This window comes from Sphingobacterium siyangense, assembly GCF_023277505.1.
In the GTDB taxonomy this organism is placed as follows: Bacteria; Bacteroidota; Bacteroidia; order Sphingobacteriales; family Sphingobacteriaceae; genus Sphingobacterium; species Sphingobacterium siyangense.
Genome location: NZ_CP080574.1, coordinates 5,474,803 through 5,501,239, shown reverse-complemented (window position 1 = coordinate 5,501,239; position 26,437 = coordinate 5,474,803). Strand labels below are relative to the sequence as shown.

The window sequence follows — 26,437 nt, the reverse complement described above, 5'->3', positions numbered from 1 at the left end:
CAGCCGGTTTTCTACCTGTTCAATTTAGCGCGAATGCTTCTATCGATAGTAAACAAAACCAAATCATAGACGAGGTAGATCAAGGGTAAGGTAAAGATGACCAACAGGATAAAACCGCGGGACTTTTCGTCAAAGACTCCATTGACAAGATAGTTGGCCAGACTGGACCAAAACCAGATAAAAAAGTAGAAAGAGCTTGGAATGATTAGATTTCCAAGTAGGAGTGCATAGCGGTATCGGCCAGTTTTGTATTTTAGATAAATACAGCGGATATGCAGGCAGAGCAGGCATATTGAGCCGATCAGGGCGAGCAGCTCGGGATGTAACCAAAGAATTGCTTTTGCTAACAAAGAGATTTTTAAGCCAACTTCAATATGAAAACTTTCTTTCTTTTCTACCTGATCAATCCTCCAGTGAACAATGGAGTCTGTCTGTAATTTGGCGGTTCCCAGATCCTGTGTAAGTACATCCATCTTTCCATCGAGGTGCAGATACAGTTCAATCGGGCCAAAAGACGACCAGTACCTGGAAGGGAATAGGAGGTAGTCAATTTGGTATCTGGTCCGAATATCCCGTCGGTCATAGCCCATATAAGCGCTGTATTGAACCTGAATACTGTTATCACCTTTGCGTAGCTTAGCCGTAAAATGAAATGCATCATTCAGCGAAATACGTTTCCATTCATCGCTGTCGTAGCTGATTTCATAATAGCCATCCTTTAAACGTAAAAAGGGAAATTTTGAACCGGGCTGATCCATTTTTTTTCCTTCAATTTCGTTCTGATTGACAAGGATGCGATCTAATCCGTCCATATTTAAAGCGAGAAATACCAGTGGCAATTCGATAGCCTCTTCTGCATGGATGTTATAGACAATGCTGAAGTGACTGCGATAGTCCGAATTATAATCAGCAGTGTCTGCCAAAAGATGAATGTCAATACGCTCATTGGTGACTTTCAGCTTTGCGGCAGGAACAAGCTGTCCTGTTATACTATGGGGGCTCATTGGATTTGCCATGTTGGCAAACAATGTCATTACAGCGAGTAATAGATATACGGTTGTTAGTAGAATTTTATACTTCATTTGCTTGATATTGTCTGCTTAATATCAAGTTTCATATTCGTATGCGGCCTTTAAATGACAGGGGCGGCTGTATATTAGGATATGCTTGATATTTAACAAGATGAAAGTAAAAATTAAAAGGGAGAAATTAAAAAGGCGATTCATATTCGTCTACCTCCGATTCATATTTGTCAAGTATATTGTTTCTATTCCGATGTCAATAAAAACCTTCATGATTTCGCAGGCACCAACAGTAATGGAAGCGAACTGAAGGTTCTTTCTGGCCAATAATAGGACACTCTTTCATAAAAAAAAGACCTATGCCGCAAAGCATAGGTCTTTTTATATTTCCAATTTTATTGCGGTTTAAACACCCAACAATAAACGAGCTGGATCTTCCAATAATTGTTTTACACGAACCAAGAAGCTTACTGATTCACGACCATCGATGATGCGGTGATCATAAGAAAGTGCAATATACATCATTGGACGGATCACCACTTGGCCATTTTCAGCAATAGGACGTTGGATGATGTTGTGCATACCCAAGATTGCGGATTGTGGAGCATTGATGATTGGTGTAGACATCATTGATCCGAATACACCACCGTTGGTAATTGTAAATGTACCACCAGTCATCTCGTCAATCGTTAATTTGTTGTCACGCGCTTTAACGGCAAGTGCAGCGATTGCTTTTTCGATTTGTTCCAATGACATTGCATCAGCGTTACGGATAATCGGAACAACTAAACCTTTAGGGGCAGAAACCGCGATTGAAATATCTGCGAAATCAGAATATACAATCTCGTTATCTTCGATACGTGCATTCACGGCAGGCCATTCAGCTAATGCAGTTGTTACTGCTTTTGTAAAGAATGACATGAAGCCAAGACCGATTCCAAATTTCTCTTTAAAGGTATCTTTATATTTAGCACGAAGATCCATGATCGGCTGCATATTGACTTCATTGAATGTTGTCAACATCGCCGTTTCGTTTTTAACGGCAACTAAGCGTTTTGCGATTGTTTTACGTAATGAAGATAATTTCTCACGACGTTCGTTTCTAGAGCCCGCTACCGGAGCAACTGTCGCAGCAGGAGCAGCGGCAGGTTTTGCTGCTGGTGCAGCTGCTTTAGCAACAGGTTGAGCTTTTTCGGCATCTTCTTTTGTGATGCGTCCTTCTTTACCTGTTCCTTTTATTGTAGAAGGATCAATTCCTTTTTCTCTTAAGATTTTTGCAGCAGCAGGAGAAGCTGTACCAGCAGCATAGCTATCTGGATCTTCATCTTTTGCAGCGGCAGCCGCAACTGGAGCTGCATTTGACGCTTCTGCAGCAGGGGCAGCAGCTGGAGCTGAACCACCGGCAGGAGCAGCACCTTCTTCAATTGTACAAACAACAGCACCGATTTCTAAAGTATCACCTTCTTGTGCAATGATTCTTAAGATACCCGCTTTTTCAGCTGGTAATTCAAACGTTGCTTTGTCTGATTCCAGTTCGGCGATGTTTTCATCCATCTCCACATAATCGCCATCTTGTTTCAACCATTGTGATAAGGTTACCTCCGTGATTGATTCACCTACGGTTGGTACTTTAATTTCTAAGCTCATATATAATGTTCTTTATTGACAATTGCGTCCTATAGCTAAGACGCAATTGATTTTAAATTGTTTTTATTCGAATGATTTATTTAAGATTTCTGCTTGTTGTGCAACGTGTTGTTTCATGTAACCCGTAGCTGTACTTCCACTTTCTTTACGGGCAACAAAACCTGTAAATGCAATCTCAGTACCCATTAGTTTACGGCAGTAGTAAGACCATGCTCCCATGTTCTCATTTTCTTCCTGAACCCAAACAAATTCTTTTGCCTTGTTGTATTTTTTACGGATTGCTTTCAATTGCTCTGTAGGAATTGGGAATAATTGTTCCAATCTCACGATAGCGATATCTTTGCGTTTGTCCGTTTCTTGTTTTTCTAATAAGTCGTAGTAAACTTTACCCGAACAGAATAACACGCGTTTAACGTCTTTCGCCGCAACATTTGCATCATCAATTACCTCTTGGAAAGCAGCTTCTGTAAAATCTTTCAACGGTGATACCACTTTAGGGTGGCGCAACAATGATTTTGGCGTAAATACAACCAATGGTTTACGGAACTCACGTACAAGTTGACGACGCAACAAGTGGAAATAGTTAGCCGGAGTAGTACAGTTTGCTAAGATCATATTCTCATCTGCACATAACTCTAAGAATCTTTCGATACGTGCTGAAGAGTGCTCAGGACCTTGACCTTCCATACCATGAGGAAGCATCATAACTAAACCGTTAGAACGTTTCCATTTTGTCTCTGCACTCGATAAATATTGATCAACGATAATTTGAGCACCGTTATAGAAATCTCCGAATTGAGCTTCCCAGATTGTCAACGAATTTGGATTAGAAGATGCATAACCATATTCAAATCCCAAAACAGCATATTCTGAAAGTAACGAATTGTAGATAGAGAATTTATCGCCACCTTTAATATTGGCTAAAGGAACATATTTCTCTTCCGAATCTTCAAGCGTCAATACCGCATGACGGTGTGAGAATGTTCCACGTTGTACATCCTGACCCGAGATACGTACACGGTTACCTTGATCCAATAATGTCGCGTAGGCCATCAATTCGCCCATTGCCCAATCGTATGAATCAGCAGTGATCATTTTGGCGCGATCTTCAAACAAACGTGTAATCTTACGGAAGAATTTTTTGTCCGAAGGTAAGGTTGTGATTTCTTTTGCTAATTTTAAGAATAGATCTTTTGCAACTTTCGTTTTATCCGAGGTTGTTAATACTTCACCTTTTTTAGCAGGACGCAATCCTTCCCATGCACCTTTAAACATCGGGATCTCTTCAGTCAATACCTCAACTGTTTTAGATTCCTCAAATTTAGTTTGCAATTCAGCTTTAAATTCTTTCTCGATATTTTTAGAATACGCCTCGTCAATACTTCCTTCAGTAATTAATTTTTTAGCGTAAACTTCTTTCGGGTTCGGATGTTTTTCGATGATTTTATACAACAATGGTTGCGTGAATTTTGGTTCATCAGCCTCATTGTGTCCAAATCTTCTATAACATAACAGATCGATAAATACGTCTGTTTTATATTTTTGACGGTATTCAACCGCTAAATTAATCGCATAAACTACCGCTTCAGCATCATCACCGTTCACATGGAACACAGGTGAAGAAGTGATTTTTGCTACGTCTGTACAATATGTTCCAGAACGCGCATCCTTGTAGTTCGTTGTAAATCCAATCTGGTTGTTGATGACAATATGTACCGTACCGCCAGTTTTGTAACCATCGAGTTTGGACATTTGGGTTACTTCGTAGACTACACCTTGTCCAGCAATTGCTGCGTCACCATGAATGATGATCGGTGCAATTTTAGAAGAGTCACCTTCGTATTTGAAATCAATCTTAGAACGGACCATACCCTCAACGATTGGATCTACAGTTTCCAAATGCGAAGGGTTCGGTGCCAAACTTAAGTGGACAGATTTGCCATCGTTTGTTTTGACCTCAGATGAAAAGCCCAAGTGGTATTTTACGTCACCACCAAAGTTTACTTCAGGATCATCAGCGTAAGTCTTACCTTCAAATTCAGAGAATACAGATTTGTAAGATTTACCCATGATATTAGTCAATACATTCAGACGGCCACGGTGAGCCATACCGATAACAAATTCCTGGATACCGATTTCTGCACCTTTTTCAATGACAGAATCTAATGCTGGGATTAAACTTTCCGCGCCTTCCAATGAGAAACGTTTTTGACCTAAAAATTTAGTACCTAAAAAGTTTTCGAATACAACGGCGTGGTTTAATTTGTTTAAAATTCTCTTTTTTGTGTCCAAAGAGAATTTTGGCATGTTACGGTCCGCTTCCATACGGTCCTGTAACCATTTAATTTTTTCTGGGTTACGGATATATTTGAATTCTGCACCAATAGAACGGCAGTAAGTATCCTCCACCAATTGACGGATGTCTTTTAATGTCGCTGGACCTAAACCGACTTCAACACCTGCATTAAAAACGGTGTTCATGTCTGCTTCAGCAAGACCAAACGTTTCCAATTCCTTGCCAGGATAGTATTTACGTCTCTCACGAACAGGGTTAGTGTGTGTGAATAGGTGGCCACGGTCACGGTAGCCATTGATCATGTTCAGCACATTGATTTCTTTCAATACGTGCTCAGGAGTAGCTTCGCCTACTGAACTTGTTGTTCCACCAGCATTTTGACCGAAATCAAAACCTTCAAAGAATTTTTGCCATCCGAAATCTACCGATTGGGGATCTTGCTTGTACGATTGATATAAGCCATCGACATAAGCCGAATCAGCATTACTCAAATATGTCAGATTGTCCATTTACAATTAAAACTATGAAATTTGTCAAAGTTATGAATAAAAAAAGAGTTTCTAATACTGAAATTGAATAATTTAATCAATAAATCTATCCAATTCTTAACATTTTTAGCATGATTTAAAAAGGGCTTCTAGCGTACTACAAATTTATTTTCTATTGGAATTATTTATTTCTGCCGAAGATTTATTTAACCAGTATTTCCTCCAGTTTTGGAAGTCCATTTGGGAAATGAGTTTTGATCAATTTTTGCCAGTCCAGTGCCTTATTGTCTTTTTCACTTGTCCCAACCCCGGCAATATGAGACCACTGTCCATAAACAGTTGCCGGAGAATAGTCTAATAGATGTTCCTCATACCAGGAGGCGCCACGAAGCCAGTTTACCTGATACTCATGAACTAAATAGCTGGCAGCGATTAGGCGTGCTTGATAGGGGATATAGCCGGTCTTCTGTAATTGGACCATCACACTGTTTATAAAATCATGTTCTGTATGGCCCGATTTCCATTTTTCAAATAATTCCTCATTTCCTTCTAAGGTCGGATGATCCTGATGGGAGCTGTTTTTAGTGCCCTGTGGCTTAAAAAATATATTCGGATATTTTTTAAGCATAAACCTAAAATAATCGCGCCAGAGAAGGATGTCGACAATTTTTTCAAATCGTTTGTCCTTTTTACCTTCACCAAGTTTTTTGATATTGTTATATAGTAAAATAGGTGACAAGGCACCTGAAGCTATAAAAGGTCCTAGAATCAAGGGGTCCTGGTCCGTTTCCGGATAGGTTGACAATACCGCATGCATAATACTAAGCGCTGTGTCTTCGCCACCAAGAATATAGATGTCATCAACAGATTTGATTTCCTCCTCTGAATAGCCTAAATCTTTTAATGAAGGGATTTTGGTGTCCTCGAGATGGGGAGGGGTAAGGAAATTGGTCGGAAACGGGATTGGTTGCCGAACTAGACTTTCCCGCTCAACTTTTTTCTTGAAAATAGAAAAACCATTGGGTATATCTTTAATAGGGAAAGGGAGGTCTTCCTTGTGGTACAGGGTATGGCCAATGAAATGACGCAAATTTATTTTGCTGCTCCAAAGCTCACTTTCTACTTTTTCCGATATCGAAGTTTCCCGAAGTGCCACTTCGCGGTGGTGATAAACTTCGTTGACTTGGTATTTTTGTGCTATTCTTGGGATAATATCTTCAGGCTTGCCAATATAAGTTAATAAGTCGCTACCATGGCTCTTTAATTTTTCTTTTAAAGCGGTCACGGCTTCGATGACAAAGGCCGCCCGTAAAACACCGGTATTTAAGGTGCCAAATTGATTGCGGTCGAAATATCGGGGATCAAAACAGTATACCGGGATGATAAATGAACTTTTTTCAGAAGCTTGATAAAATACTTCATTGTCATGAAGTCTCAAATCATTTCTAAACCAGATCATTGTAGCCCTTTTGTCCATAGAGGTGAAGATAAATACTTTTTAGTGCAGCCTATTTTCAGAAGATTTACAAATATATAAGGATATTGTGTTCCTGAAAGTATTTATGCGCGAATTGACAAAAAAAGGACAATGACGGTACTTGTTTGAATGGTTTACTATATTTTGGTTAGGAAAAAATAAAAATAGTGTTAAACTTATTTGATGTTTCTCTGTTCTAAAATCAGGAAATTATGATATTTGTAGGTCATTGCCGTTGCTCTTGAGACGATCGGAGTAAAATTTTAAAAGCGTAAGAAAAACATGGAAAAGATAGCTGCATCACCAATGAAACCATCCTAGGGAATTTGTTCGTTTAAGCGATTGGAAGGGTAATACATAAATACAGCGTACTAGGAAGAAACGATCTTATTTAATGGCTCACGATCGTGAGAACGGATCATTAAATCGTGATGGTTTCATAGCCATAAAAATAGAGAATACGAATGAAAAAGGTTTTAATCAGCGGGCTAAATACCTATTTGGGACGACGGGCATCCTGTTATTTGCAATCCAGCGATTTTGATGTGACGGGATTAGTGCGCAACTTATCCCTTTTTAATAAAATAGTGAAAGAAAAGGTAACGGCAAAGCTTTTTGAATTGGACCTGCTGCGGAAAGGGGAAGCTTTCGAGCGTTTTCAAATTACTGATCTCAATTTTGGGATTTATTTTACGCAAGTTCCCTCGCTTGACAATGATATACAGCTTCAGCTTGAACTGCTCGGCCTGCGCAATTTTGTAGAAATTTGTAAACGTGCCGGCAATAATCGTGTCATCTATGTTGCTCGGTTGATGGATGAACATTTTTTGGAGCCGGTACGTAATCTACTGGAAAACTTACGTGTCCAATATACCATTGTGATTAAAAGTAGTGTGATCGGGAAAGAGAGTGTTTTAAACCGGATATTTGCGAAACTTGCCAAACGGCAGACTATCTTTTATTGGAACTGGGTGGCTTCGCTGAAGTTTCGACCGCTGCCTTTGCTCGATGTATACCGCTGGCTGCGGGAAATGCCTTGGGAAAATAATTTTATATCAGAAGTTATTTACCTCGGCGGCAATGAAGAAATGACATTTAGAGGCTTATTTTACCATTTCCTCAAGTGCACTTCCGAGAGTCAAAAGAGAGAAATAGGCGTCAATAAATTCTTTGCTAAACTTTTGCTGACAAGGTTGAATGATATCAATAAAGAAGATATCGACGAATTTAGAAGAGTACTTTATTATGAGAAAAATGTAGACAATTCAACTTGGCAGCGGGTGCAGGCGTTTGAATTTACTCCTTTGAAATCCTATGTCTGCATGGATACCTAGTGGGCTACTGGAAGCCCTTGCTCGATGTGCTTGTTTTGTTTGAACGTTGCTTTTAGGGTGTTTTGGCCATCTTATGTCGGTTGTATCCGATGGTAGGGGAGCAAGATCGAAGATCGCTAAAGGTTTTCTCTTTATATCCTGTTTAATAAATTATTCTGTTAAATTTGTGGATTAACGTGTTGAAGCAGATTTAATATATGGGATACAATAGTTTAGAAGCATGTGTTGCGGATCTTGAAAAACATGGCCATTTAATCCGGATCAAAGAAGAGGTCGATCCGTATCTGGAGATGGCTGCAATTCATATGCGGGTATTTGATGTTGAAGGACCGGCATTGTATTTTGAAAATATCAAAGGTTCGGAGTTTCCCGCTGTATCTAATTTATTTGGAACGCTGGATCGTTCGAAGTTTATGTTTCGGGATTCGTTGGATCACCTGAAAAAATTGGTGGACGTTAAGATGAATCCTGCCGCAGTGCTGAAAAATCCCTTTCAATATATTGGTTCATCGATGACCGCCCTAGGAGCTTTACCCTGGAAAAAAAAGTCGGGGGCTCCCATACTTCACGGAAAAACATCAATTAGTAAACTTCCGCAGATTGTCAACTGGCCAATGGACGGTGGCGCTTTTGTGACGATGCCGCAGGTATATACGGAAGATGTTGCCAAACCTGGTATTATGCAGGCTAATTTGGGGATGTACCGGATTCAGCTTTCCGGGAATGATTATCTGCCCGATCAGGAGATTGGTTTACATTATCAATTACATCGTGGTATCGGGGTCCATCAAACTAAGGCAAACGCGCTCGGTAAACCTTTAAAGGTGAGTATTTTTGTCGGCGGACCTCCAGCCCACCCCTTGTCTGCAGTAATGCCACTACCGGAAGGACTCTCCGAGATGATCTTTGCCGGAGCATTGGGAAATAGAAGATTCCGCTATTTTTATGATGATGAAGGCTTTTGTATCTCTGCGGATGCGGACTTTGTTATTACAGGTACCGTTTATCCCAACGAAAATAAACCGGAAGGTCCTTTTGGTGACCATATCGGCTATTATAGCTTAACTCATCCGTTTCCTTTGATGAAGGTGCATAATGTGTACCACAAGAAAAATCCAATTTGGTCTTTTACGGTTGTGGGGCGACCGCCGCAGGAGGATACTAGCTTTGGTGCTTTAATCCACGAAATTACGGGTGCGGCTATTCCAAAGGAGATTTCGGGCCTCCATGCAGTTAATGCTGTTGATGCGGCTGGTGTACATCCCTTGCTTTTTGCAATAGGGTCTGAACGGTATACGCCTTATCAACGTGTCGATCGACCGCAGGAAATTTTAACAATAGCCAATCAGATACTGGGTAAAAACCAGCTCAGCCTTGCTAAATATTTGTTTATTTCAGCACATGAAGATAATCCGCAATTGGATATTTATGATATTCCGGCTTTTTTGGGGCATATCCTTGAACGCATAGACCTTACTCGAGATGTTCATTTTCAGACCAACACGACTATTGATACCTTAGATTATTCCGGCGATGGATTAAATGCGGGTTCAAAGGTGGTTTTTGCTGCTGCTGGTACAAAGAAAAGAACATTGGGTCGTGAATTGCCAGCCAATTTTGAGCTGCCACGACCTTTTAATCAGGCAAAATTTGTCATACCTGGTGTTATTGCGATAGATGGACAGGCATTCTCCACATACGAGAATGAATCGAAAATTATGGCGGAATGGTGTCGCGCTGCCGCAGCAAGCTCCTGGGAAGGTTTTCCATTGATCGTGTTATGCGATGATGCTAACTTTACCGCTGCTACTGTCAATAACTTTGTTTGGACAACGTTTACCCGGAGTAATCCTGCGTATGATATTTATGGAATAAATAGTTTTACAGCATTTAAACATTGGGGTTGTGAAGGTCCTCTGATTATTGATGCGCGAACAAAACCCCACCATGCCCCGGCTTTGATTAAAGATGAAGCGGTGGAAAGGCGTGTGGATCAGCTTGCTGCAAAGGGAGGCTCGCTGCATGGAGTTATTTAAGGGCGCTTAATGCCTGTTCATTCAGGTTTATGGTTGAGAAATTAAATTAGAATAGATTTTAAAAGGTATAACATCAAGATGAATACAGCAGAATTATTGATTAAATCAAAAGGAAGCGAATTACAGTTTCAGGAAGTATTGGCTCATATTGCCGATCATTACAGCTATAGTCCCAGTGCATTTCAGAATGGGACGTTGAAAAATTCGAAAGAAGAAAATCAAGGCAGTGCAAAAGTTTTCTATTTTGCACAGTTGAATGGTCTTTCGCAGGAGGATACTTTGCGCCTTTTTGCCGAGCATTATCAGAATGTACTCGATAATCCTGAGGGAGAGGGACATCAGAACATCCGTCAATTTAGGACAAATGGCTGGGATGGGATCCTGTTTGAGCAAGAGGTATTGGTAAAGAAATAATACGTTCAGCTTTAGGGGGAGCTTACGGTCGAATAGGGATGCACTTGCTGTAGCGACAGTTTCGATTGAGATCGCATAAAATAGGCAAAAGTCACCCCAAAAAGAAAGGGCGGTAAACTGTTGTTATCGCCCTTTTTTGCCAAATATATTGCGGACTGTTTCGCTGGCTTAAGGCTTACTTTCGCAATCTTCTTCTTTATTTCCGCCAAAATAAACCATCCAGCAAATGCCAAATTGATCTTGAAAAGCGCTGTATAGTTCGGCAAAGAATGTTTCGCCGAGCGGCATTTCAACAGCCTTTGCATTGGTACTCAGTGCATCGTATAATGTTTTTGCCTCTGTGGTGCTTTCACACATCAGCATAACATAGCTGTTGTTTCCTTGAATGTATTGTTGACCAAAAGCAGGAATGACATCGGCACCCATCAACATGCTGTCTCCATTGATCGAAATTGCTGTATGACAGATTTTGTTTTTTGCTTCATCTGGAACAGGTGGCATTTGTGGATCAGCGGGGATATCTCCGTAACGCATGTAGCCTGGGTTCTTTGTGTTGAAGACTTTTTCATAAAAATTGAATGCTTCTTCACAGTTTCCGTTGAAATTTAGATAAGCGTGTAATTTTGCCATGATTTCTAATTTTTGAATATAATGATTACTTCTTTTCGTTCTTTTTCTCAATTATTGTTCCCGGGGGACTACAATAAATAGCTTGGGAGTACATTTGTAAAATTAAACTGAAGTTTTCTTAAAAATCTTGCCTTAAGGCAAGATTTAAAAAAGTAGTTCTTTATTCATTAAAAAGGACTAATTTCCATGGACAATTTCCTTTCGAATACGGCTTAGGGAAGTGTCGGTGATACCTAGATAAGATGCGATATGCTTTAAGGGGGCTTGCTGTATCAATATTGGTTTTTCCTTAATCAGGCGTAGATAGCGGGCAGTAGCAGGTTCTGTAATCATGGCAATAGCTCTATTTTTGCTGTGAACAAGTTCTTTAGCCATCCAGGAACGGCCCCATTCCCTAAATTCAGGTATCTGATGAAAGAGTTCCTGGAAATCTTCAAATTTTATTTTCCAGAGACGGGTTTCCATGAGCGCCTGAATATTTTCCACCGTTGGATTGCGTTGAAAAAAAGAAGCCACTTCAATGACAACATCATTGTCACTACAGAAGCCGATGGTAACTTCATTGCCTTCATAATCATGTAAAAAGGAGCGTGTAAGTCCGTACTCAATCAAGTAGTAAGCATTTGAAACCTGTCCCTTGGTCAATATAAAATCGCCCTTTTTGACGGTTATGGCTTCGTGTTTCTCCGTGATGGCCGTTAATTCCTGTGGTGTGAGCGCAAGCTCACTATAGAAGGTTCTAATGAGATCCATGTCCTGGTTATTTGATTATGACGTTAATTTAACGATAAATCCGCAGATCAATTGTTAATCTATTGTGTGATTATTGTAAACAAATAAGTGTTTCGTTGATAATTTTGTTTGTTTATGAAGTTATTTTTAATAAAAACACAATAAAAATTAAAAAATATTATGAATTTAGTTTTTAATTGTTTTACTTTGTGTCAATAACATAATGTAAAAACGAAATATTTAAAATTTTCATAATATGTGTGGAATTATTGGCGCTTTTGAATTAAAGCAACCTGCAAGCTCATTGAGATCTCAAGTATTAGAAATGTCAAAACGTATTCGTCACCGTGGTCCCGATTGGTCGGGTATATTTACTGGTGAGAAAGCTTTGTTGGCACACGAGAGATTAGCTATCGTTGATCCCAAATCGGGAAGTCAACCTTTGTACAGTCCGGATGGTAAAGTTGTACTAGCAGTTAATGGCGAGATCTATAACCACCATGAATTAAGAAATAGCCTTCCTGATTATGCGTTTTCTACACAAAGTGACTCTGAAGTTGTTTTGGCTTTATATTTAGCAAAAGGTCCCTCATTTGTGGATGAATTAAATGGTATTTTTGGATTTGCACTCTATGATTCGCGTGATGATTCCTTTTTTGTTGCACGTGACCATATGGGTATTATCCCTTTATATTACGGTGAAGATGAACAGGGACAGTTGTTTGTTGCATCTGAATTAAAATCACTGGAAGGTTTCTGTACGACGATTGAACAATTTCCTCCGGGACATTACTTGTATAGCAAAGCTGGGAAAACTCCGCAGCGCTGGTACCAACGTGATTGGGAAAGTTACGCTGTCGTAAAAGACAACGAGACCGATATCGCCGTTTTACGCAAAGCTTTGGAAGATGCGGTACATCGTCAATTGATGTCAGATGTACCTTACGGTGTACTGCTGTCCGGAGGATTGGATTCATCCGTTATTGCGGCGGTAACGAAGAAGTTTGCCTCCAAACGCATTGAAAGTGACGATAAAGAAGATGCTTGGTATCCTCAATTACATTCATTTGCGGTGGGACTGAAGGGTGCACCGGATCTAATTGCAGCACAAAAAGCTGCAGATCATATCGGAACGATACACCACGAGATCAACTTTACGATCCAAGAAGGATTGGATGCTATTCGTGATGTGATCTATCACCTGGAAACTTATGACGTTACAACGGTACGTGCTTCTACACCTATGTATTTATTAGCTCGTGTAATCAAATCAATGGGCATAAAAATGGTATTGTCAGGTGAAGGTTCAGACGAGCTTTTTGGTGGGTATCTTTATTTTCATAAAGCACCTAATGCGCAGGAATTTCATGAAGAAACTGTACGCAAGCTGAAAAAGCTCTATCTATACGATTGTCTGCGGGCAAATAAATCACTTGCGGCCTGGGGAGTAGAAGGACGTGTGCCTTTCTTGGATAAAGAATTTATGGATATTGCCATGCGTATCAATCCTTCCGATAAAATGATTCGCGAAGGAAGAATGGAGAAATGGGTTGTACGTAAGGCATTTGAAGACTACTTGCCGGAGAGCATCGCATGGCGCCAGAAAGAGCAATTTTCTGATGGTGTAGGCTATAGCTGGATCGATACCTTGAAAGAGCAGGCTGAAAATAAAGTTTCTGATCAGGAATTTGCAGAGGCTTCAACGCGCTTCCCGATAAACACACCGAAAAATAAGGAAGAGTTTTTATATCGGACAATTTTCGAGTCCCATTTTCCTTCAACAGCGGCGGCACAAACTGTTCCTTCGGTAAAATCTGTCGCATGCAGTACACCAGAGGCCTTGGCTTGGGATGCTTCTTTCCAGCATCTGAATGATCCATCTGGAAGAGCTGTAGCCTCAGTCCACCAAGAGAGCTATGAAAAATCCAAAGTGGAAGCAGTGTAACTAATCAACCCTCATATCTATATTTAGTAAAGCCTGGAAAGACTCTTTTCAGGCTTTTTTATGTTCTCTTTTTAACTAAATAAGGGCATATTCTTTAATTGATTAAAAATGAATGTGTTTTTTTAAATATTCTTTAGTAATTTTCGGAAAAACCAATCACAGGAAACTTTGGGTTTCTGAATTAGCTATAGGTGAACAAAATAGGAAAGTGAATGTACAATTAAGTATACTCCCGATGGCCGTGTTCGCTGGTTAACAATTTATTATAAATAATGATATACAGATGAAGATAGATTCAATGAAACACCGTGGAATGAAATCTTTGGGGCTGGCACTTCTATTGTTGAGCGCTCCAACTATTTTTGCTCAAAATAAAGACGCGATGGTTTCGTCAATTGTGCAGGAGGCAAATGCAAATTCACAATTGGAGAAGTATGCGTTTGAGCTTGTCGATATGATCGGCCCCCGTCTTGTCGGGAGTCCGCAAATGCAACAGGCACATGATTGGGTTGTCAAAAATTATAATGCGCTTGGAGCACAGGCTCGTAATGAGCCTTATGGTGAATGGCGTTCCTGGGAACGGGGAACTTCTCAAGTGACGATGACTTATCCGAGAATAAAGTCTTTAGAAGGTACACAGTTGGCTTTTAGTCCTATGACGAAGGAGAAAGGGATCGAGGCAGAAGTGGTCGCTATGCCTTTGTTTAGCTCCCAATCTGATTTTCAGTCGTGGCTAAAAAGAGTTAAAGGCAAGATTGTATTGATTGGGATGAATCCACTGTCGGGAAGATCTGATGCCAACTGGAAGGAGTCTGCTTCCCCGAAAGGTTATGAAAAATATCAAACCTTAAAGAATGATCAGTTGAAGAAATGGGAAACTAGTATGTCTTACACGGGAAGCACCCGTCGGACAATTCCTTTGGCTTTAGAGAATGCCGGGGCAGTTGGTGTCATAGATTCTTACTGGACGGAGTTGCCGGGCATCACACGGATTTTTGACGCAAAGTCCAAACAGATTCCGGTATTTAATATCGGCCTAGAAGATTATGGTCTGTTATACCGCATGGCAGAACATGGGGTCAAACCTCGGGTATCACTACAGGGAAATTCAAAGGAGCTTGGGACATCAAAAACCTATAATAGTATTGCGGAGATCAAAGGAAAAGAAAAACCGGACGAATATGTTGTGCTTTCTGCACATCTGGATTCTTGGGACGGCGCTTCGGGTGCGACAGACAATGCTACCGGGGTAATTACAATGATGGAGGCAGTCCGTATTTTAAGAAAGGTTTATCCGGAAAATAAAAGAACAATTTTGGTCGGTAACTGGGGAAGTGAGGAACAGGGGCTGAACGGTTCTTCCGCATTTGTCGAGGACCATCCCGAGATCGCTAAAAATATACAGGTGGTATGGAATCAGGATAACGGGACGGGGCGAATTGTCCGTATCGGGGGGAGTGGTTTTGAAAAGTCCTACGAATACATTAGCCGCTGGCTGCAATATTTGCCTGAAGAGTTCCGCAATGAAATCCAAACCAGTTTTCCGGGCATGCCGGGGACGGGAGGGAGTGATCACTCTTCTTTCGTTCAAAAAGGAATTCCAGCCTTTGGGCTCTCTTCCACTTCCTGGGATTATGGTAAAGTGACCTGGCATACCAATCGCGATACCTACGATAAGATTGTGTTTGATGAGGTGAAACAAAACGCTATTATCGTTGCGATTTTAACTTACCTAGCCTGTGAAGAACCAACTTTGGTCTCCCGGGAAAAGATCATATTGCCAATCGATAAAGATGGCAAGCAGACGGTATGGCCAACAAATCTACAGTCAAAAAGAACAAGTGGTAACTGATGATGAAACAGCTCATTTTTGTTTGTCTATTTTTGGTATGCGCCCTATTCTCTTATGGACAGGCTTCATTTGCTAATTTGGAAAACTACAGAACCGAGTGGTTAATCCTTCGTGAAAATAATAATTCCCTGGTGGGGATCCGTAGTTTCACGAAAAATGCTGTAAAATATTATTTAACGGTAGATCCTACTACATTGCAAACGCGTGTAGTAGGAGATCGATCAGTAAGCGTTCTGTACAAAGATGCGGCTCAGGTTACGAAAAGTCTAAGTGGTTCGGTATATGAAAGTTGTTTTTCCTTGGTCAGAAAAACTGAAAATAACTTACAGGATGCGGGATTGAATTTTAGACTTCCCAAAGAGGCTGGTATTAATTTGACGATCGATCTATGTCCTTCACACAAACCTTTGGACAAAGCTATTTTTGAGGATCTTCTCGTTGCGTTTAAGGGAATTGATAGCACCCTGCCACTGGCCGTTTCTGTTTCGGGCAAATGGATGCTAAATCATGCTGCAGATCTGGAATGGCTAAAGTCATTGGATACAAAAGGTGTAAAGATTACCTGGATCAATCATACGTACGACCATGTTTTTAATAATAACCCTTTAACGTCCAATTTTCTGCTGTCTAAAAATACGAATCTAAATTATGAGGTATTGGAGAATGAAAAATTGATGCTAAAAAATGGGCTTATGCCTTCCGTTTTTTTTCGTTGTCCGGGCTTAGTTTCAGATCGAAATATTATTGAGCGGCTGTTGTCTTATGGTCTTATTGCAGTTGGCTCGGATGCATGGTTGGCTAAAGGACAGCAAGCCAAGAACGGAAGTATTGTTCTGATTCATGGTAATGGGAATGAAGAACTCGGTGTGCAGGATTTTATCCAGTTGCTTCGGACAGAATCTCAGTCAATAAAAACAAAACATTGGACATTGTATAGCTTATCTGAAAGCTTGGATGAGGAGTCGCGTTAACTATTGAACAACTTGTTTTTAAGGATCGCCTTTCCTTTGCGTAGCTGGATAGCGTGGTAGATACTTGGGATGTCGTTAGACCAGTTTTTGAGCGTGAGGATAATAGCAATAATTTCCAAACGTGTAAGAAGGCCCAGCCAGACCGTTAACTGAAATAAGATTGTTGATTGGCAATGTAGCAGTAATTCGACTAAAAGGGCGAATAAAAACAGCGTCCAGATCTTCGCTCCAATGGAGTGTGTTGCAATTTCCTTTTTAAATTTTGCAAAGCTAATGATGTAGGTTACTATCTCTGATCCGACCAGGATCAAAATCAATGTAGCATTATCCTTAAAAAATTGGGGACAGCTTAGGTAACTTACCAGTGAAATGCAGGCAAAAAACAGGAGATCAACACTGGAGTCCCATCGACGTAACAACGTGGTAGAAACAGCTAGCCTACGGGCAATAATGCCGTCGAATATGTCGCTTAATAATCCGATTATAAGAAATGAAATTGCATACCATTTAAAATGATCCACTTTGAGCCAGTAAAAGAGCAACAGCAGCAGGCCTAAGACAAGGCGCAGTATGATCAGGGCAAAAGGAATGTTCTTCTTCAAAGTCTATGGATAATCGGTTAAAGCGTTGTCATTAAAGATACGTATTGTACATGATAAAACAAAAAAGGCATCTTTCATATTGAAAGGTGCCTTTTTTGTTTTTCTAGCTTGCTCGAGTTTTAGGAAGGATTTTTGAGGTGCTGATTAAAGTAGTCTGCAATTTTTTCGTACATATGAATACGGTCTTTTCCCATCACATTGTGTTCATGAGTAGGGTATAGAAAATAATCTACTTGCTTTCCGGCTTTAATACAGGCTTCTAAAAACTCCATGCTGTTTTGTTGTACAACGACAGGGTCTTGTGCACCATGAATAATCAATAGTCTTCCTTTCAGTTGATCGGCTTTATTGAGCAGAGAAGTCAATTTATAACCTTCGGGATTTTCTTGTGGAGTGTCCATATAGCGTTCGCCATACATAACCTCATAAAATTTCCAGTCGATTACAGGGCCTCCTGCTACAGCAGCCTTGAAAATATCGTTATGATGTAACATGAAGGAAGTTGTCATAAAACCACCGAAGCTCCACCCGAAAATACCCATGCGCTGTTGGTCAACAAAAGATTTTGATTTTAGGAACTCAATTCCTTTCATCTGGTCGGCCATTTCATTTTGACCGAGGTTGCGATGCGTAGCAGTATAGAAATCACGGCCTCTGTAATTTGTGCCACGATTGTCCATAGTGAACACGATATAGCCTTGTTGGGCCATATACATGTCAAAATAACCAGCGCCCCCTAGCCATTTGTTGGAAACCAGCTGCGAATGTGATCCGCCGTATAAATAGTACATGACGGGGTATTTTTTTGCGGGATCAAAATCGTTGGGATAAATGATACGTCCTGTCAATGGGTATTTTCCATCTGCGGATGTCAATTGTACAAATTCAATTTTAGGTTCATTTATTTTTCCGGCAAAAGGATTCTCAGCATTGACTAAGGTTGTTTCTTTAGCAGATTTTACTTCTTTGATCTGAACTTTATTTGGTGTTTTTAAATTACTATACTGATCGTAGATGTACTTGCCATCGCCACTTAGCGCAGCATGGTGTATGCCGGATTCATTCGTTAATTGAACCGTTTTACCTGATTTTAGATCGACCTCAAATAATTGGCGATCTAAACCGTTGTTGGTTACTCCTGTATAACTTACTTTGTTGCCATCAGCCGAAAAGTCAAGGAATGCTTCCATGACAATGTCTTTATAGCCTAATTTCTTAATCAAATTGCCCTCCGTGTTATAAAGGTAAAGTTGATTATAACCCTCTTTATCGGATTGATAAAGGAATTGATCCGGTTTGTTTGGTAAGAATGTCAATGGGTTTTCTGGTTCAACCCAGGTTGTTGCAGTTTCTTCGAACAGGGTTTTGACGAAGGAGCCGTTTTCTGCGTTGTATTTGTTGACTTTAAGATCATTTTGCCCACGGTTAAGTACTCCGACGTAGATGTATTTACCAGAAGGATCCCAAGTGACCATGGTTAAATATTGCTCTGAATGCTCGCCGGTTTGAAGGGTTACCTTTTGCCCTGTGGTGGTATTGTAAACGATCAAAGAAACTTCTTCTGATTTTTGGCCTGTCATGGGGTATTTGATCCATTTGATATCCGCAATTTTGGGACTCCATTGCGGTAATGGATAATTGGCAACCATCGTCTCGTCTTTGTGGTAGTACAGCAGTTTGTCATTTTGATTGTTCCACCACATTCCTTTCTTGATGCCAAATTCTTGACGGTGGGTGTAATCGCTTCCATTGACAATTCCTTTGTCTGTATCGTTGGTTACAGCGGTAATTTTGCCGTTTTTGTCAACAATTGCGATGTTGTTGTCTACTAAATAGGCGATTTTTGAAAAATCCGAACTGATCTCGCGATTAGCTCCCTGGTTGTCATTACCGATAAAACTTTCAATATTTTTTGATTTAATGTTGTAAGCTACCGTATAGGTTTTATCTTTTCCTTCAACTTGCAGTAATAGTACATTTCCGTCGCGCCATTTGTAGTCGTAAGGAAATACGCGCAAATTAAATGTTTCGTTGGGGATAGCCGTTTTTAGTGCTTTTTCGAGATCTGTTTTAGATACGAGATTTGTTTCGCTCCAGTTGTTGGAAGCGCTTTTGGATAATAGGTTCTGGTACGATTTATCGAGATAGGAGAGGTTGTTTGATTTTGGGATCCACGATGCTCCGGCTATCGATGTTGGGGCATACGTGCGGGGACCAAATACTGTTTCTTCTAAATTGAGGTTACGTTGTGCATAGCTGCTGATGGAGCTTGCCAACAAGAAGAATAGCGCAATTCTTTTCATTAAACTGTAATATTGTGTGAATGTTTATACTCAACGGCATAAGTGAGCCCATTCCAGTGGTTATTTGCGTGTCATTAATCCACTCACATAAGGCTTCTAAGTCTATTGCGGTAAGAAATTAATGGCGCAAGGAGCTCATTACATTCCGTTTGTTTTTAAATTTTATAGGGCTAAATTAGGGAAATAGCCCTATAAAACCTAATACAGAATTGTTGCTTTTCTAACTAAAATTGTTTGCAGCAGTCTTTTACTTCTTGCTGCTTAGCTATAGTTTACGTAGCCAAATGTTTCTGAACTGGACCAAATCACCGTGATCCTGCAGTATAATCGGGCCTGGGCCATGGCTTATCTGCTTAGGTAGTCCTATATATTCTGTGGTACCGTCGATTTGGGTATTGTTTTGTACAACGACCCCATTATGTAAGACTGTTACCGTTCCTTTAGCGGTCAATATTCCATCTTTGCTGAATTGAGGCGCCTTATAAATAATATCATATACATGCCATTTGTCCGGTGCAATTACTTGCGCCAATGGCGGACGTTGTTTGTACAGGCTACCCGCTCCACCATTGACATAAGTTGGGTTGTTATTGTTGTCCAATACCTGAATTTCATAATGCCCCTGTAGGAAAATTCCACTATTGCCGCGTCCTTGGCCTTCACCTTTGATTACTTCGGGGCTTTTCCATTCAACATGCAGTTGAAAATCGCTAAAGTGTTCGTTAGTCTCAATGGCTCCAGCTCCCGGTTTTACTTCGAGTACGTTGTTGGCTACAGTCCAATTGGCTTTCCCTTTTTCACTTTTCCACTTACTGAGATCCTTCCCGTCAAAAAGGACAATTGCATCGCTTGGAATACCATGATCGATCGTTAATGTAGGGGGGACAGGACTATAATATTCCGTGTCACTGGCTTTCATATTGGTTTGGGCCTGCAGTGCTGTGGCACCAAATAAGAGCGTTGTTGCTAGTGCTGATGATAAAAAAAAGTTCATCTGTTGGGTTTTTGGTATGGCTAAATATACAAATAATTCCATCTGTATGGAACAATTTCCTTAGGTTTGTACATGGCAACCATTTTACAAACAGTATCGCTGAAAGAAGCCCGATTCTATGCACCAATAGGTTATTATGAAGAAGAACAGGTGCTTGGCAATGAGTTTTTTGTTTCTATTGATGTATGTTTTCCCTTTTTGAATACCGAGACAGAGAACTTAAAAAATACACTTAATTACGAAGAACTCTATCAGATTACCGCTAGCGTCATGCAGCCTAAACGGAAATTGTTGGAATCTGCGGCTTCAGAAATATTAGATCAGATTCGGGAAAAAGTATCCCATGCCCTGACGATCGAAGTGGTGATACGTAAATCGAACCCTCCCTTTGTTGGAGATCTTTCCTGCTCCCAAGTTGGCCTTAAATATTTCAAGGATTAAATCGAAACTGGATCAGCTATATATCGACTGAAAGATTTAGTTTTGCCAACCGTTATCTGATAGTCTTAAATTAACATTATGAATATTTACGATCTTGTAATTGCCGATAAGGAAAGGATAGCTTTGGAAGATGTTTTCTTGGAAGAGGAGAGCCGTCAGAAGCTCCATCAGCTGATTAAAGAGCATCGTTATATTAAAGAGCTTTCACAATATGGCCTGCCGGTGAGTAATAAGATTTTACTGCACGGTTATTCTGGTTGCGGAAAAACAACAACGGCGAAAGCCTTGGCCACAGCGCTCGAAAAACCAATTTATGTGTTGAATCTGAGCAACCTCATTTCTTCTCGTATTGGTGAAACCTCGCAGCACATTAAACAGGTCTTTGATAAAGCTGGGCGTGAAAAAGCGGTACTGTTTTTAGATGAATTCGATCAGATAGGAAAGGCACGGATTAGTGAAGAAAAGGATGTGGGTGAAATGCGTCGTCTCGTGAATACCATTATTCAGCTGATCGATTATTTTCCTGCTGAAGCGGTATTGATTGCAGCAACCAACCATCCCGAAATATTGGATACAGCCATTATCCGGCGGTTTCAGCTTCGTTTGGCGTTTGAGTTGCCGACAATGGTGCAGTTGGATGCTTATTATGATAAATTATTTAGGCCATTTCCGCATTATGCTGATGTCGTACCTCGACGCTATGGGATCTCCTATGCAGAGGCTAAGGACTATATTTACGATGCTGTCAAATTCTTATTGATTGCTGCATTGGAACAAAATCAACCTTAATGATTTTTTGAACGCTCCGCTTGAGATACTTAATAAAAATAGCGATTTCTGATAACTGTTTTTCTCTTCTACGTTAGTCTGTTAGTTGAACGCTCCGCTTCAGATGCTTAATAAAAAAATAACACCTTCTGATAAACTGTTTTGTCTCCTATACGTTAGTCTGTATATGGAGACAATTTATGATAGGGCGGGGCGTCGATGACAGATTGATCGCTAAGTCGCTAACAATAGTTTGTGAATGAGTCAAAATGGCATTTGTTTTTGTTTTTAAATGACATTTTGTCTTTTAAAAACTGCTGGTACGCAAATTGAATAATTCTCTTCAAATAGTTAGAACAAAAAAGCTTAACAATAAAACAAAAAATTAGGAGGACAAAAAATGGCATTAATTAAATTCCCTACAAAAAGTTTAAACACTGATGCAGTAAATCCATTTGTAAACACTGTATTTGACAATTTATTCAATGATAACTTCATTTCAGATCGTTTGGTATCCCGTGTGCCGGCGGTCAATATATCGGAATCCGAAAAATCATTTAAAGTTGAAATGGCAGCGCCCGGATTGGATAAATCTGATTTTAAGATCAATGTAGATAAAAATCTAATTACGATTTCAGCTGAGAAAAAAGAGGAAAGTGTTAGTGAAGAAAAATTATACAGCAAAAAAGAATTCAATTACTCTTCGTTCTCAAGATCATTTACATTGCCAGAGACCGTAGATTACAGCAATATCGAGGCTGCCTATGAAGGTGGGATATTAATTTTGACTGTTGGTAAGAAAGAAGATGCAATCATTGCAAAACGTTTGATTGAAGTTAAATAATTCAGCAATGCACAAGAAATAGTTCATTTTGGGAATGACCAAAAGGTGAATAAAAGACAATAGTTTTTAGGTTTAGTTTATGTTTTAATCCCTCGGAGTTCCGTTTGTGTTCCGAGGGATTTTTCTCTTATAAGGATGGTCTTGACATGATGAAAAGACTATTCAGTTTCCGTATAGTTTTCAGATCGGGGAATTCTGGCGAGATAAGGCTCCATCTCTTCTGGTAATTTTGTTAATTTCCGCTTTTGAAGGTCCAGCCAGGCTCCATCGACGTTAACGGTACAGCACAAAACTCCGTCATTACGAAAAACCTGATGTATAAATGAAAAACGACTATTTGTTTTGTTGTATTTCGTCAGTTCTACTTTTACCTGTACATATTCATCCAAATGTACTTCTTTAAAATAGATAAGTTCTTCCCTGAACAAAATCGGACCGATATGAAATTCGGCAAATTTATCCAACGAAAAGCCCATTTTGTTCAACATATTACTACGGGCCTGAGCGCATATGTCTGCGTAAGCAGAATGCCGCATATGTCTATTTGCATCGATCTGCGCCCATATAATTTGACCTTGATAAAATATATTCTCCATAATCTTCAGCGATTAGTCTCTTTTTTAATAACAATTTACATATTTTTAAATAAAGCTGTAACACTTTGTTTGTTTGCTATACTTATTACCTAAATATATTTAAAGAAAAATCGCTAGGTGAACCCATCGGAAATAGAATTTCTTCGACTGATTGACGAGAATAAAGGTATTCTCGTTAAGGTGAGCCGTATGTATATGGATGATCACGAGGGGCGGCAAGATCTGTATCAGGAAATCGTGTATCAGCTGTGGAAATCCTATGCGACATTTAAGCAACAGAGTAAATTTTCAACGTGGATGTACCGTGTTGCCCTCAATACCGCAATGGTATTCTTAAAAAAAGAAAAGAAGCATCAGATTTATGATGCGTTAGAGGAGCGACATGATTTTGCAGAAGAAGCTTACGATACCGATAAAGATGAGCAACTGAAAGTCTTTTACCAGGCCGTTCAAGAGCTCAATGCAATTGAAAAAGCCCTGATATTTTTGTTTTTGGAAGGTCAGAGTCATCGCGAGATTGCAGAGAATCTGGGTATATCGGAAGTCAATGCCCGCGTAAAATTAAACCGCACAAAGGAGCGAATTCAACAAATCATTAAAAAATACAAGTATGAATTTTGATGAGTTAAAGAAATCTTGGCAGGAACAGCCTACAGATGAGGATTTACAGAATCCAAATCTCAAATACTATAAGGAAGTTGGCAATATCATGGGCAAGTTGCGCAAGAATATCAAACGCGAGTTTATCTCCTGGGTCGTTTGTATGGGCTTTTTGTTTTTGGTGCCTATCTTGCCAATGTATAAGATTGAAGGTTATGCGGCATTTGCCTATTACTTTTTTATCGTACAGATATCGTTATCAAGTCTTTTATATTACCGGAGGTTCTTTTATTTGGTAAAGAGCACGAAAAAGATCGAGTTGTTGGCTTCTAAAGAACATTTGCTCAAGTTGTATTACGATTTGAAGTATGCCGTAGAGACTTATCGTATTGCGGCCTATGTGATGATTCCACAAGCTTTGTTTCTATATCTTATTATGATAGCACAGAATAAGACAACGGTGTGGTTTGATCGGTTGTACCATTTCAAGGAAACTTTCCAAGAGGAACCGAACTTTATTGTGTGGATGATTCTTTCGGCAATTGTGTCTATCGTCCTTGTTGTTGGTCTGACAGAAATTATGATTCGTTGTTACTACAGTAGGTATATCGCAGAGATCAAGGAAAAATTGGATCAAATGGAAACGGAATAGAGCGACCACATGAAATATCTACTTTGTTTTACAGGTGTTCGTGTTTATAGCGCATGGATATTTCGTATATTGTTATCGAAAATCATTGTCCATTATGTATAATCCGACAAAGAAGTTACAGCGCAGTTCCCAGATCTTAAGTATATTGGCCAAATATGGTTTTAAAGATGCGATCGCTCGATTGCCGTGGAAAGGACCCAGATCAGCCGTAGAACATCCTATTGATGTCGATGAGATTAGTGTTTATACCCGTATTCGCATGGCACTTGAGGAGCTCGGTCCGGCTTTTATTAAGCTTGGACAATCTGCTTCGACCCGGGAAGGATTGTTGCCCAAAGAGCTCGTAGAGGAACTGAAGCGTCTGGAGGACAATGTGCCGCCCTTTGAAGTGGATATTAAATCTTATCTGAAGGAAGAACTGGAGCTGGATATTGAGGCGCATTTCCAGGAGATTGCTGCGGAACCTTTTGCTGCGGCCTCTATTGCACAGGTATATCGCGCAACCTTAAAAGATGGAACCCCTGTGGTTTTAAAAGTCCGACGTCCCGGCATCGATGAGGTTATGCGCTGTGATCTGGCGCTCATGCGTGATATTGCCAAAATCCTAACCATGTACAATGACGTACTGGAAAACCTTAATCTGCTGCTGATTGTTGAATCTTTCGCTACGACCATGCAGGAAGAAATGTCCCTGGTGATTGAGCGGCATAACATCGAGCGCTTCGCGAAGAACTTTAAAGGAAATAAACTGATCAAGGTACCCCGTGTTTATCCTGAACTCTCCTCGGACCGTGTTCTTTGCATGGAATATCTTGATGGTTTCAAGGTAACTGATGCCGTTGAAATTAAACGTCGGGGAATGGATGTCCAAACGCTGGTCAAAAATGGGATCAATTTATACCTTGAGCAAGTGATTATCCATGGTTTCTTTCATGGCGACCCCCATCCCGGCAATATGATGGTGATGCCGGATGGACGGATTGCTTTTTTGGATTTTGGAAATATGGGTAAATTATTGGGAATAGACCGTAGGCAGCTTGAGGAGTTTATTCAATCGGCTATTTCCGAAGATGCTGTCCGTTTAGCCGATGTGATTGAAGACGTTGCGGTGGTGAGCCATATTCCGGACCGCAACCGGTTTGAAAGATCCCTATATGAGATTTTCGATATGATTGACAATGTGTCTCTCGGGGATCTTAGCTTAGATTTATTGTTTAATAAACTGTGGAACATCATTGGCGACAACCGCTTGTATTTTCCGGAATATATCTATCAGTTGATGCGGGGCATTTCGTTGATGGAAGGTATTGGACGCCAGTTATATCCCGATCTTAATATTATGGAGAGTATCAAGCCTTTTGCACGAAGGATTATGATGGAACGACTCTCTCCAGAGGCGATATTCAAAAAAGGAAAACATAAAGTTGAATCTTTTGCCCGCGATGTCGAAAAACTCCCTGAAGATATGCGTGCCCTTGTGCGTTTGTTTCGGACGGGAAATTTTACACTCAACCATCGTCTGATCAGTGCGCGATCTTTTAATGCCATTTTACGCAAGGGGGTCAATCGTATTGTCATCGGTATTATGTTTATGTCACTCAATTTACTGGGCGGAATGATTATCGTTGCAAGGGTAGAACCGCAGTGGTGGGGAATTCCCATTTTTGCCTGGATATGCCTTGGCTCAGCATGGGTATTTGCCATATATTTATTTATCGCGATGATCCGGGCAAAAGACAACGATTAGCTAGATCTAGCATACATTTTCAGCGACGATGATGGGCTATGCATAC

The 26,437-nt window shown here is 40.2% G+C and carries 22 protein-coding genes; 12 read left to right on the top strand and 10 right to left on the bottom strand.

The annotated features are described in order from the left end of the window. Positions 1–11 precede the first annotated feature (11 nt). The 4 genes from K2F45_RS23225 to K2F45_RS23210 form a co-directional block, all read right to left on the bottom strand. Positions 12–1,082, bottom strand: coding sequence for a hypothetical protein (locus K2F45_RS23225; RefSeq protein ID WP_248932524.1), 1,071 nt, complete (start codon positions 1,080–1,082; stop codon positions 12–14). Positions 1,083–1,427: 345 nt separating this feature from the next. Further along, positions 1,428–2,669, bottom strand: a complete 1,242-nt coding sequence (gene odhB / locus K2F45_RS23220; RefSeq protein WP_070562935.1) for a 2-oxoglutarate dehydrogenase complex dihydrolipoyllysine-residue succinyltransferase — start codon at positions 2,667–2,669, stop codon at positions 1,428–1,430. A gap of 63 nt (positions 2,670–2,732) precedes the next feature. Continuing rightward, entirely contained in the window at positions 2,733–5,474 is a 2,742-nt protein-coding gene (locus K2F45_RS23215; RefSeq protein ID WP_070562932.1) for a 2-oxoglutarate dehydrogenase E1 component, read from the bottom strand. A 181-nt stretch (positions 5,475–5,655) separates the two neighbouring features. Beyond that, entirely contained in the window at positions 5,656–6,912 is a 1,257-nt protein-coding gene (locus K2F45_RS23210) for a deoxyribodipyrimidine photo-lyase (protein ID WP_232475611.1), read from the bottom strand. 482 nt (positions 6,913–7,394) lie between these two features. On the opposite strand from K2F45_RS23210, the gene K2F45_RS23205 reads away from it, so the two are divergent. From K2F45_RS23205 to K2F45_RS23195, 3 genes are all read left to right on the top strand, one after another. Further along, positions 7,395–8,264 carry a Rossmann-fold NAD(P)-binding domain-containing protein gene (locus tag K2F45_RS23205; RefSeq protein WP_075994099.1) on the top strand — a complete coding sequence of 290 codons (870 nt, stop codon included), beginning with the start codon at positions 7,395–7,397 and terminating at the stop codon, positions 8,262–8,264. 197 nt (positions 8,265–8,461) lie between these two features. After that, entirely contained in the window at positions 8,462–10,300 is a 1,839-nt protein-coding gene (locus K2F45_RS23200) for a UbiD family decarboxylase (protein WP_248932523.1), read from the top strand. A gap of 78 nt (positions 10,301–10,378) precedes the next feature. Next, positions 10,379–10,714 carry a HopJ type III effector protein gene (locus K2F45_RS23195; RefSeq protein ID WP_075994097.1) on the top strand — a complete coding sequence of 112 codons (336 nt, stop codon included), beginning with the start codon at positions 10,379–10,381 and terminating at the stop codon, positions 10,712–10,714. Between the two features lie 168 nt (positions 10,715–10,882). Here K2F45_RS23195 and K2F45_RS23190 read toward each other — a convergent pair whose 3' ends face one another. After that, positions 10,883–11,344: a VOC family protein gene (locus K2F45_RS23190; RefSeq protein ID WP_159731185.1), complete on the bottom strand. Its 462-nt coding sequence runs from the start codon at positions 11,342–11,344 to the stop codon at positions 10,883–10,885. Between the two features lie 177 nt (positions 11,345–11,521). Further along, positions 11,522–12,097, bottom strand: coding sequence for a Crp/Fnr family transcriptional regulator (locus K2F45_RS23185; protein ID WP_075994096.1), 576 nt, complete (start codon positions 12,095–12,097; stop codon positions 11,522–11,524). Between the two features lie 235 nt (positions 12,098–12,332). Between K2F45_RS23185 and asnB the strand changes: the two genes are divergently transcribed. The 3 genes from asnB (at position 12,333) to K2F45_RS23170 (ending at position 16,844) form a co-directional block, all read left to right on the top strand. Beyond that, positions 12,333–14,021 carry an asparagine synthase B gene (gene asnB, locus K2F45_RS23180; protein ID WP_075994095.1) on the top strand — a complete coding sequence of 563 codons (1,689 nt, stop codon included), beginning with the start codon at positions 12,333–12,335 and terminating at the stop codon, positions 14,019–14,021. 283 nt (positions 14,022–14,304) lie between these two features. Further along, entirely contained in the window at positions 14,305–15,873 is a 1,569-nt protein-coding gene (locus K2F45_RS23175; RefSeq protein WP_075994094.1) for a M20/M25/M40 family metallo-hydrolase, read from the top strand. Further along, entirely contained in the window at positions 15,873–16,844 is a 972-nt protein-coding gene (locus K2F45_RS23170; RefSeq protein ID WP_237241814.1) for a polysaccharide deacetylase family protein, read from the top strand. The genes K2F45_RS23175 and K2F45_RS23170 overlap by 1 nt, the downstream gene beginning before the upstream one ends. Here the strand turns inward: K2F45_RS23170 and K2F45_RS23165 are convergent. The 3 genes from K2F45_RS23165 to K2F45_RS23155 form a co-directional block, all read right to left on the bottom strand. Next, on the bottom strand, positions 16,841–17,446 hold the full coding sequence (locus tag K2F45_RS23165) for a CDP-alcohol phosphatidyltransferase family protein (RefSeq protein ID WP_248932522.1): 606 nt from the start codon (positions 17,444–17,446) through the stop codon (positions 16,841–16,843). The two genes, K2F45_RS23170 and K2F45_RS23165, sit on opposite strands and share 4 nt — an antisense overlap. Positions 17,447–17,565: 119 nt before the next feature. After that, entirely contained in the window at positions 17,566–19,749 is a 2,184-nt protein-coding gene (locus K2F45_RS23160) for a S9 family peptidase (RefSeq protein WP_248932521.1), read from the bottom strand. A gap of 265 nt (positions 19,750–20,014) precedes the next feature. Then, the gene (locus K2F45_RS23155) at positions 20,015–20,743 is read right to left on the bottom strand and encodes a 3-keto-disaccharide hydrolase (RefSeq protein ID WP_083663847.1); all 729 of its coding nucleotides are present in this window, start codon (positions 20,741–20,743) and stop codon (positions 20,015–20,017) included. A gap of 72 nt (positions 20,744–20,815) precedes the next feature. Between K2F45_RS23155 and K2F45_RS23150 the strand changes: the two genes are divergently transcribed. The 3 genes from K2F45_RS23150 (at position 20,816) to K2F45_RS23140 (ending at position 22,796) form a co-directional block, all read left to right on the top strand. Continuing rightward, positions 20,816–21,184, top strand: a complete 369-nt coding sequence (locus K2F45_RS23150; RefSeq protein ID WP_248932520.1) for a dihydroneopterin aldolase — start codon at positions 20,816–20,818, stop codon at positions 21,182–21,184. Positions 21,185–21,262: 78 nt separating this feature from the next. After that, positions 21,263–21,973, top strand: a complete 711-nt coding sequence (locus tag K2F45_RS23145) for an AAA family ATPase (RefSeq protein ID WP_075994090.1) — start codon at positions 21,263–21,265, stop codon at positions 21,971–21,973. A gap of 379 nt (positions 21,974–22,352) precedes the next feature. Continuing rightward, positions 22,353–22,796: an Hsp20/alpha crystallin family protein gene (locus tag K2F45_RS23140; protein ID WP_075994089.1), complete on the top strand. Its 444-nt coding sequence runs from the start codon at positions 22,353–22,355 to the stop codon at positions 22,794–22,796. 158 nt (positions 22,797–22,954) lie between these two features. On the opposite strand, the gene K2F45_RS23135 is transcribed toward K2F45_RS23140, so the two are convergent. Continuing rightward, positions 22,955–23,392 (bottom strand): acyl-CoA thioesterase, encoded by a 438-nt coding sequence (locus tag K2F45_RS23135; RefSeq protein ID WP_075994088.1) that lies wholly within the window; start codon positions 23,390–23,392, stop codon positions 22,955–22,957. 117 nt (positions 23,393–23,509) lie between these two features. On the opposite strand from K2F45_RS23135, the gene K2F45_RS23130 reads away from it, so the two are divergent. The 3 genes from K2F45_RS23130 to K2F45_RS23120 all read left to right on the top strand — a co-directional run bounded on the left by K2F45_RS23130 (position 23,510) and on the right by K2F45_RS23120 (position 26,391). Further along, positions 23,510–24,013, top strand: coding sequence for an RNA polymerase sigma factor (locus K2F45_RS23130; protein ID WP_075994087.1), 504 nt, complete (start codon positions 23,510–23,512; stop codon positions 24,011–24,013). Continuing rightward, positions 24,003–24,644, top strand: coding sequence for a hypothetical protein (locus tag K2F45_RS23125; RefSeq protein WP_075994086.1), 642 nt, complete (start codon positions 24,003–24,005; stop codon positions 24,642–24,644). The genes K2F45_RS23130 and K2F45_RS23125 overlap by 11 nt, the downstream gene beginning before the upstream one ends. Before the next feature lie 94 nt (positions 24,645–24,738). Beyond that, the gene (locus tag K2F45_RS23120; protein ID WP_248932519.1) at positions 24,739–26,391 is read left to right on the top strand and encodes an ABC1 kinase family protein; all 1,653 of its coding nucleotides are present in this window, start codon (positions 24,739–24,741) and stop codon (positions 26,389–26,391) included. Positions 26,392–26,437: the final 46 nt, after the last annotated feature.

What these genes read in the sequence shown, in the direction of transcription:
- K2F45_RS23120 (WP_248932519.1), top strand. Translation starts at nt 24,739, where the DNA reads ATGTATAATCCGACAAAGAAGTTACAGCGCAGTTCCCAGATCTTAAGT.
- K2F45_RS23175 (WP_075994094.1), top strand. Translation starts at nt 14,305, where the DNA reads ATGAAGATAGATTCAATGAAACACCGTGGAATGAAATCTTTGGGGCTG.
- K2F45_RS23205 (WP_075994099.1), top strand. Translation starts at nt 7,395, where the DNA reads ATGAAAAAGGTTTTAATCAGCGGGCTAAATACCTATTTGGGACGACGG.
- odhB (WP_070562935.1), bottom strand. Translation starts at nt 2,669, where the DNA reads ATGAGCTTAGAAATTAAAGTACCAACCGTAGGTGAATCAATCACGGAG.
- K2F45_RS23155 (WP_083663847.1), bottom strand. Translation starts at nt 20,743, where the DNA reads ATGAACTTTTTTTTATCATCAGCACTAGCAACAACGCTCTTATTTGGT.
- K2F45_RS23125 (WP_075994086.1), top strand. Translation starts at nt 24,003, where the DNA reads ATGAATTTTGATGAGTTAAAGAAATCTTGGCAGGAACAGCCTACAGAT.
- K2F45_RS23200 (WP_248932523.1), top strand. Translation starts at nt 8,462, where the DNA reads ATGGGATACAATAGTTTAGAAGCATGTGTTGCGGATCTTGAAAAACAT.
- asnB (WP_075994095.1), top strand. Translation starts at nt 12,333, where the DNA reads ATGTGTGGAATTATTGGCGCTTTTGAATTAAAGCAACCTGCAAGCTCA.
- K2F45_RS23185 (WP_075994096.1), bottom strand. Translation starts at nt 12,097, where the DNA reads ATGGATCTCATTAGAACCTTCTATAGTGAGCTTGCGCTCACACCACAG.
- K2F45_RS23195 (WP_075994097.1), top strand. Translation starts at nt 10,379, where the DNA reads ATGAATACAGCAGAATTATTGATTAAATCAAAAGGAAGCGAATTACAG.
- K2F45_RS23215 (WP_070562932.1), bottom strand. Translation starts at nt 5,474, where the DNA reads ATGGACAATCTGACATATTTGAGTAATGCTGATTCGGCTTATGTCGAT.
- K2F45_RS23210 (WP_232475611.1), bottom strand. Translation starts at nt 6,912, where the DNA reads ATGATCTGGTTTAGAAATGATTTGAGACTTCATGACAATGAAGTATTT.
- K2F45_RS23145 (WP_075994090.1), top strand. Translation starts at nt 21,263, where the DNA reads ATGAATATTTACGATCTTGTAATTGCCGATAAGGAAAGGATAGCTTTG.
- K2F45_RS23225 (WP_248932524.1), bottom strand. Translation starts at nt 1,082, where the DNA reads ATGAAGTATAAAATTCTACTAACAACCGTATATCTATTACTCGCTGTA.
- K2F45_RS23150 (WP_248932520.1), top strand. Translation starts at nt 20,816, where the DNA reads ATGGCAACCATTTTACAAACAGTATCGCTGAAAGAAGCCCGATTCTAT.
- K2F45_RS23135 (WP_075994088.1), bottom strand. Translation starts at nt 23,392, where the DNA reads ATGGAGAATATATTTTATCAAGGTCAAATTATATGGGCGCAGATCGAT.
- K2F45_RS23140 (WP_075994089.1), top strand. Translation starts at nt 22,353, where the DNA reads ATGGCATTAATTAAATTCCCTACAAAAAGTTTAAACACTGATGCAGTA.
- K2F45_RS23170 (WP_237241814.1), top strand. Translation starts at nt 15,873, where the DNA reads ATGATGAAACAGCTCATTTTTGTTTGTCTATTTTTGGTATGCGCCCTA.
- K2F45_RS23160 (WP_248932521.1), bottom strand. Translation starts at nt 19,749, where the DNA reads ATGAAAAGAATTGCGCTATTCTTCTTGTTGGCAAGCTCCATCAGCAGC.
- K2F45_RS23190 (WP_159731185.1), bottom strand. Translation starts at nt 11,344, where the DNA reads ATGGCAAAATTACACGCTTATCTAAATTTCAACGGAAACTGTGAAGAA.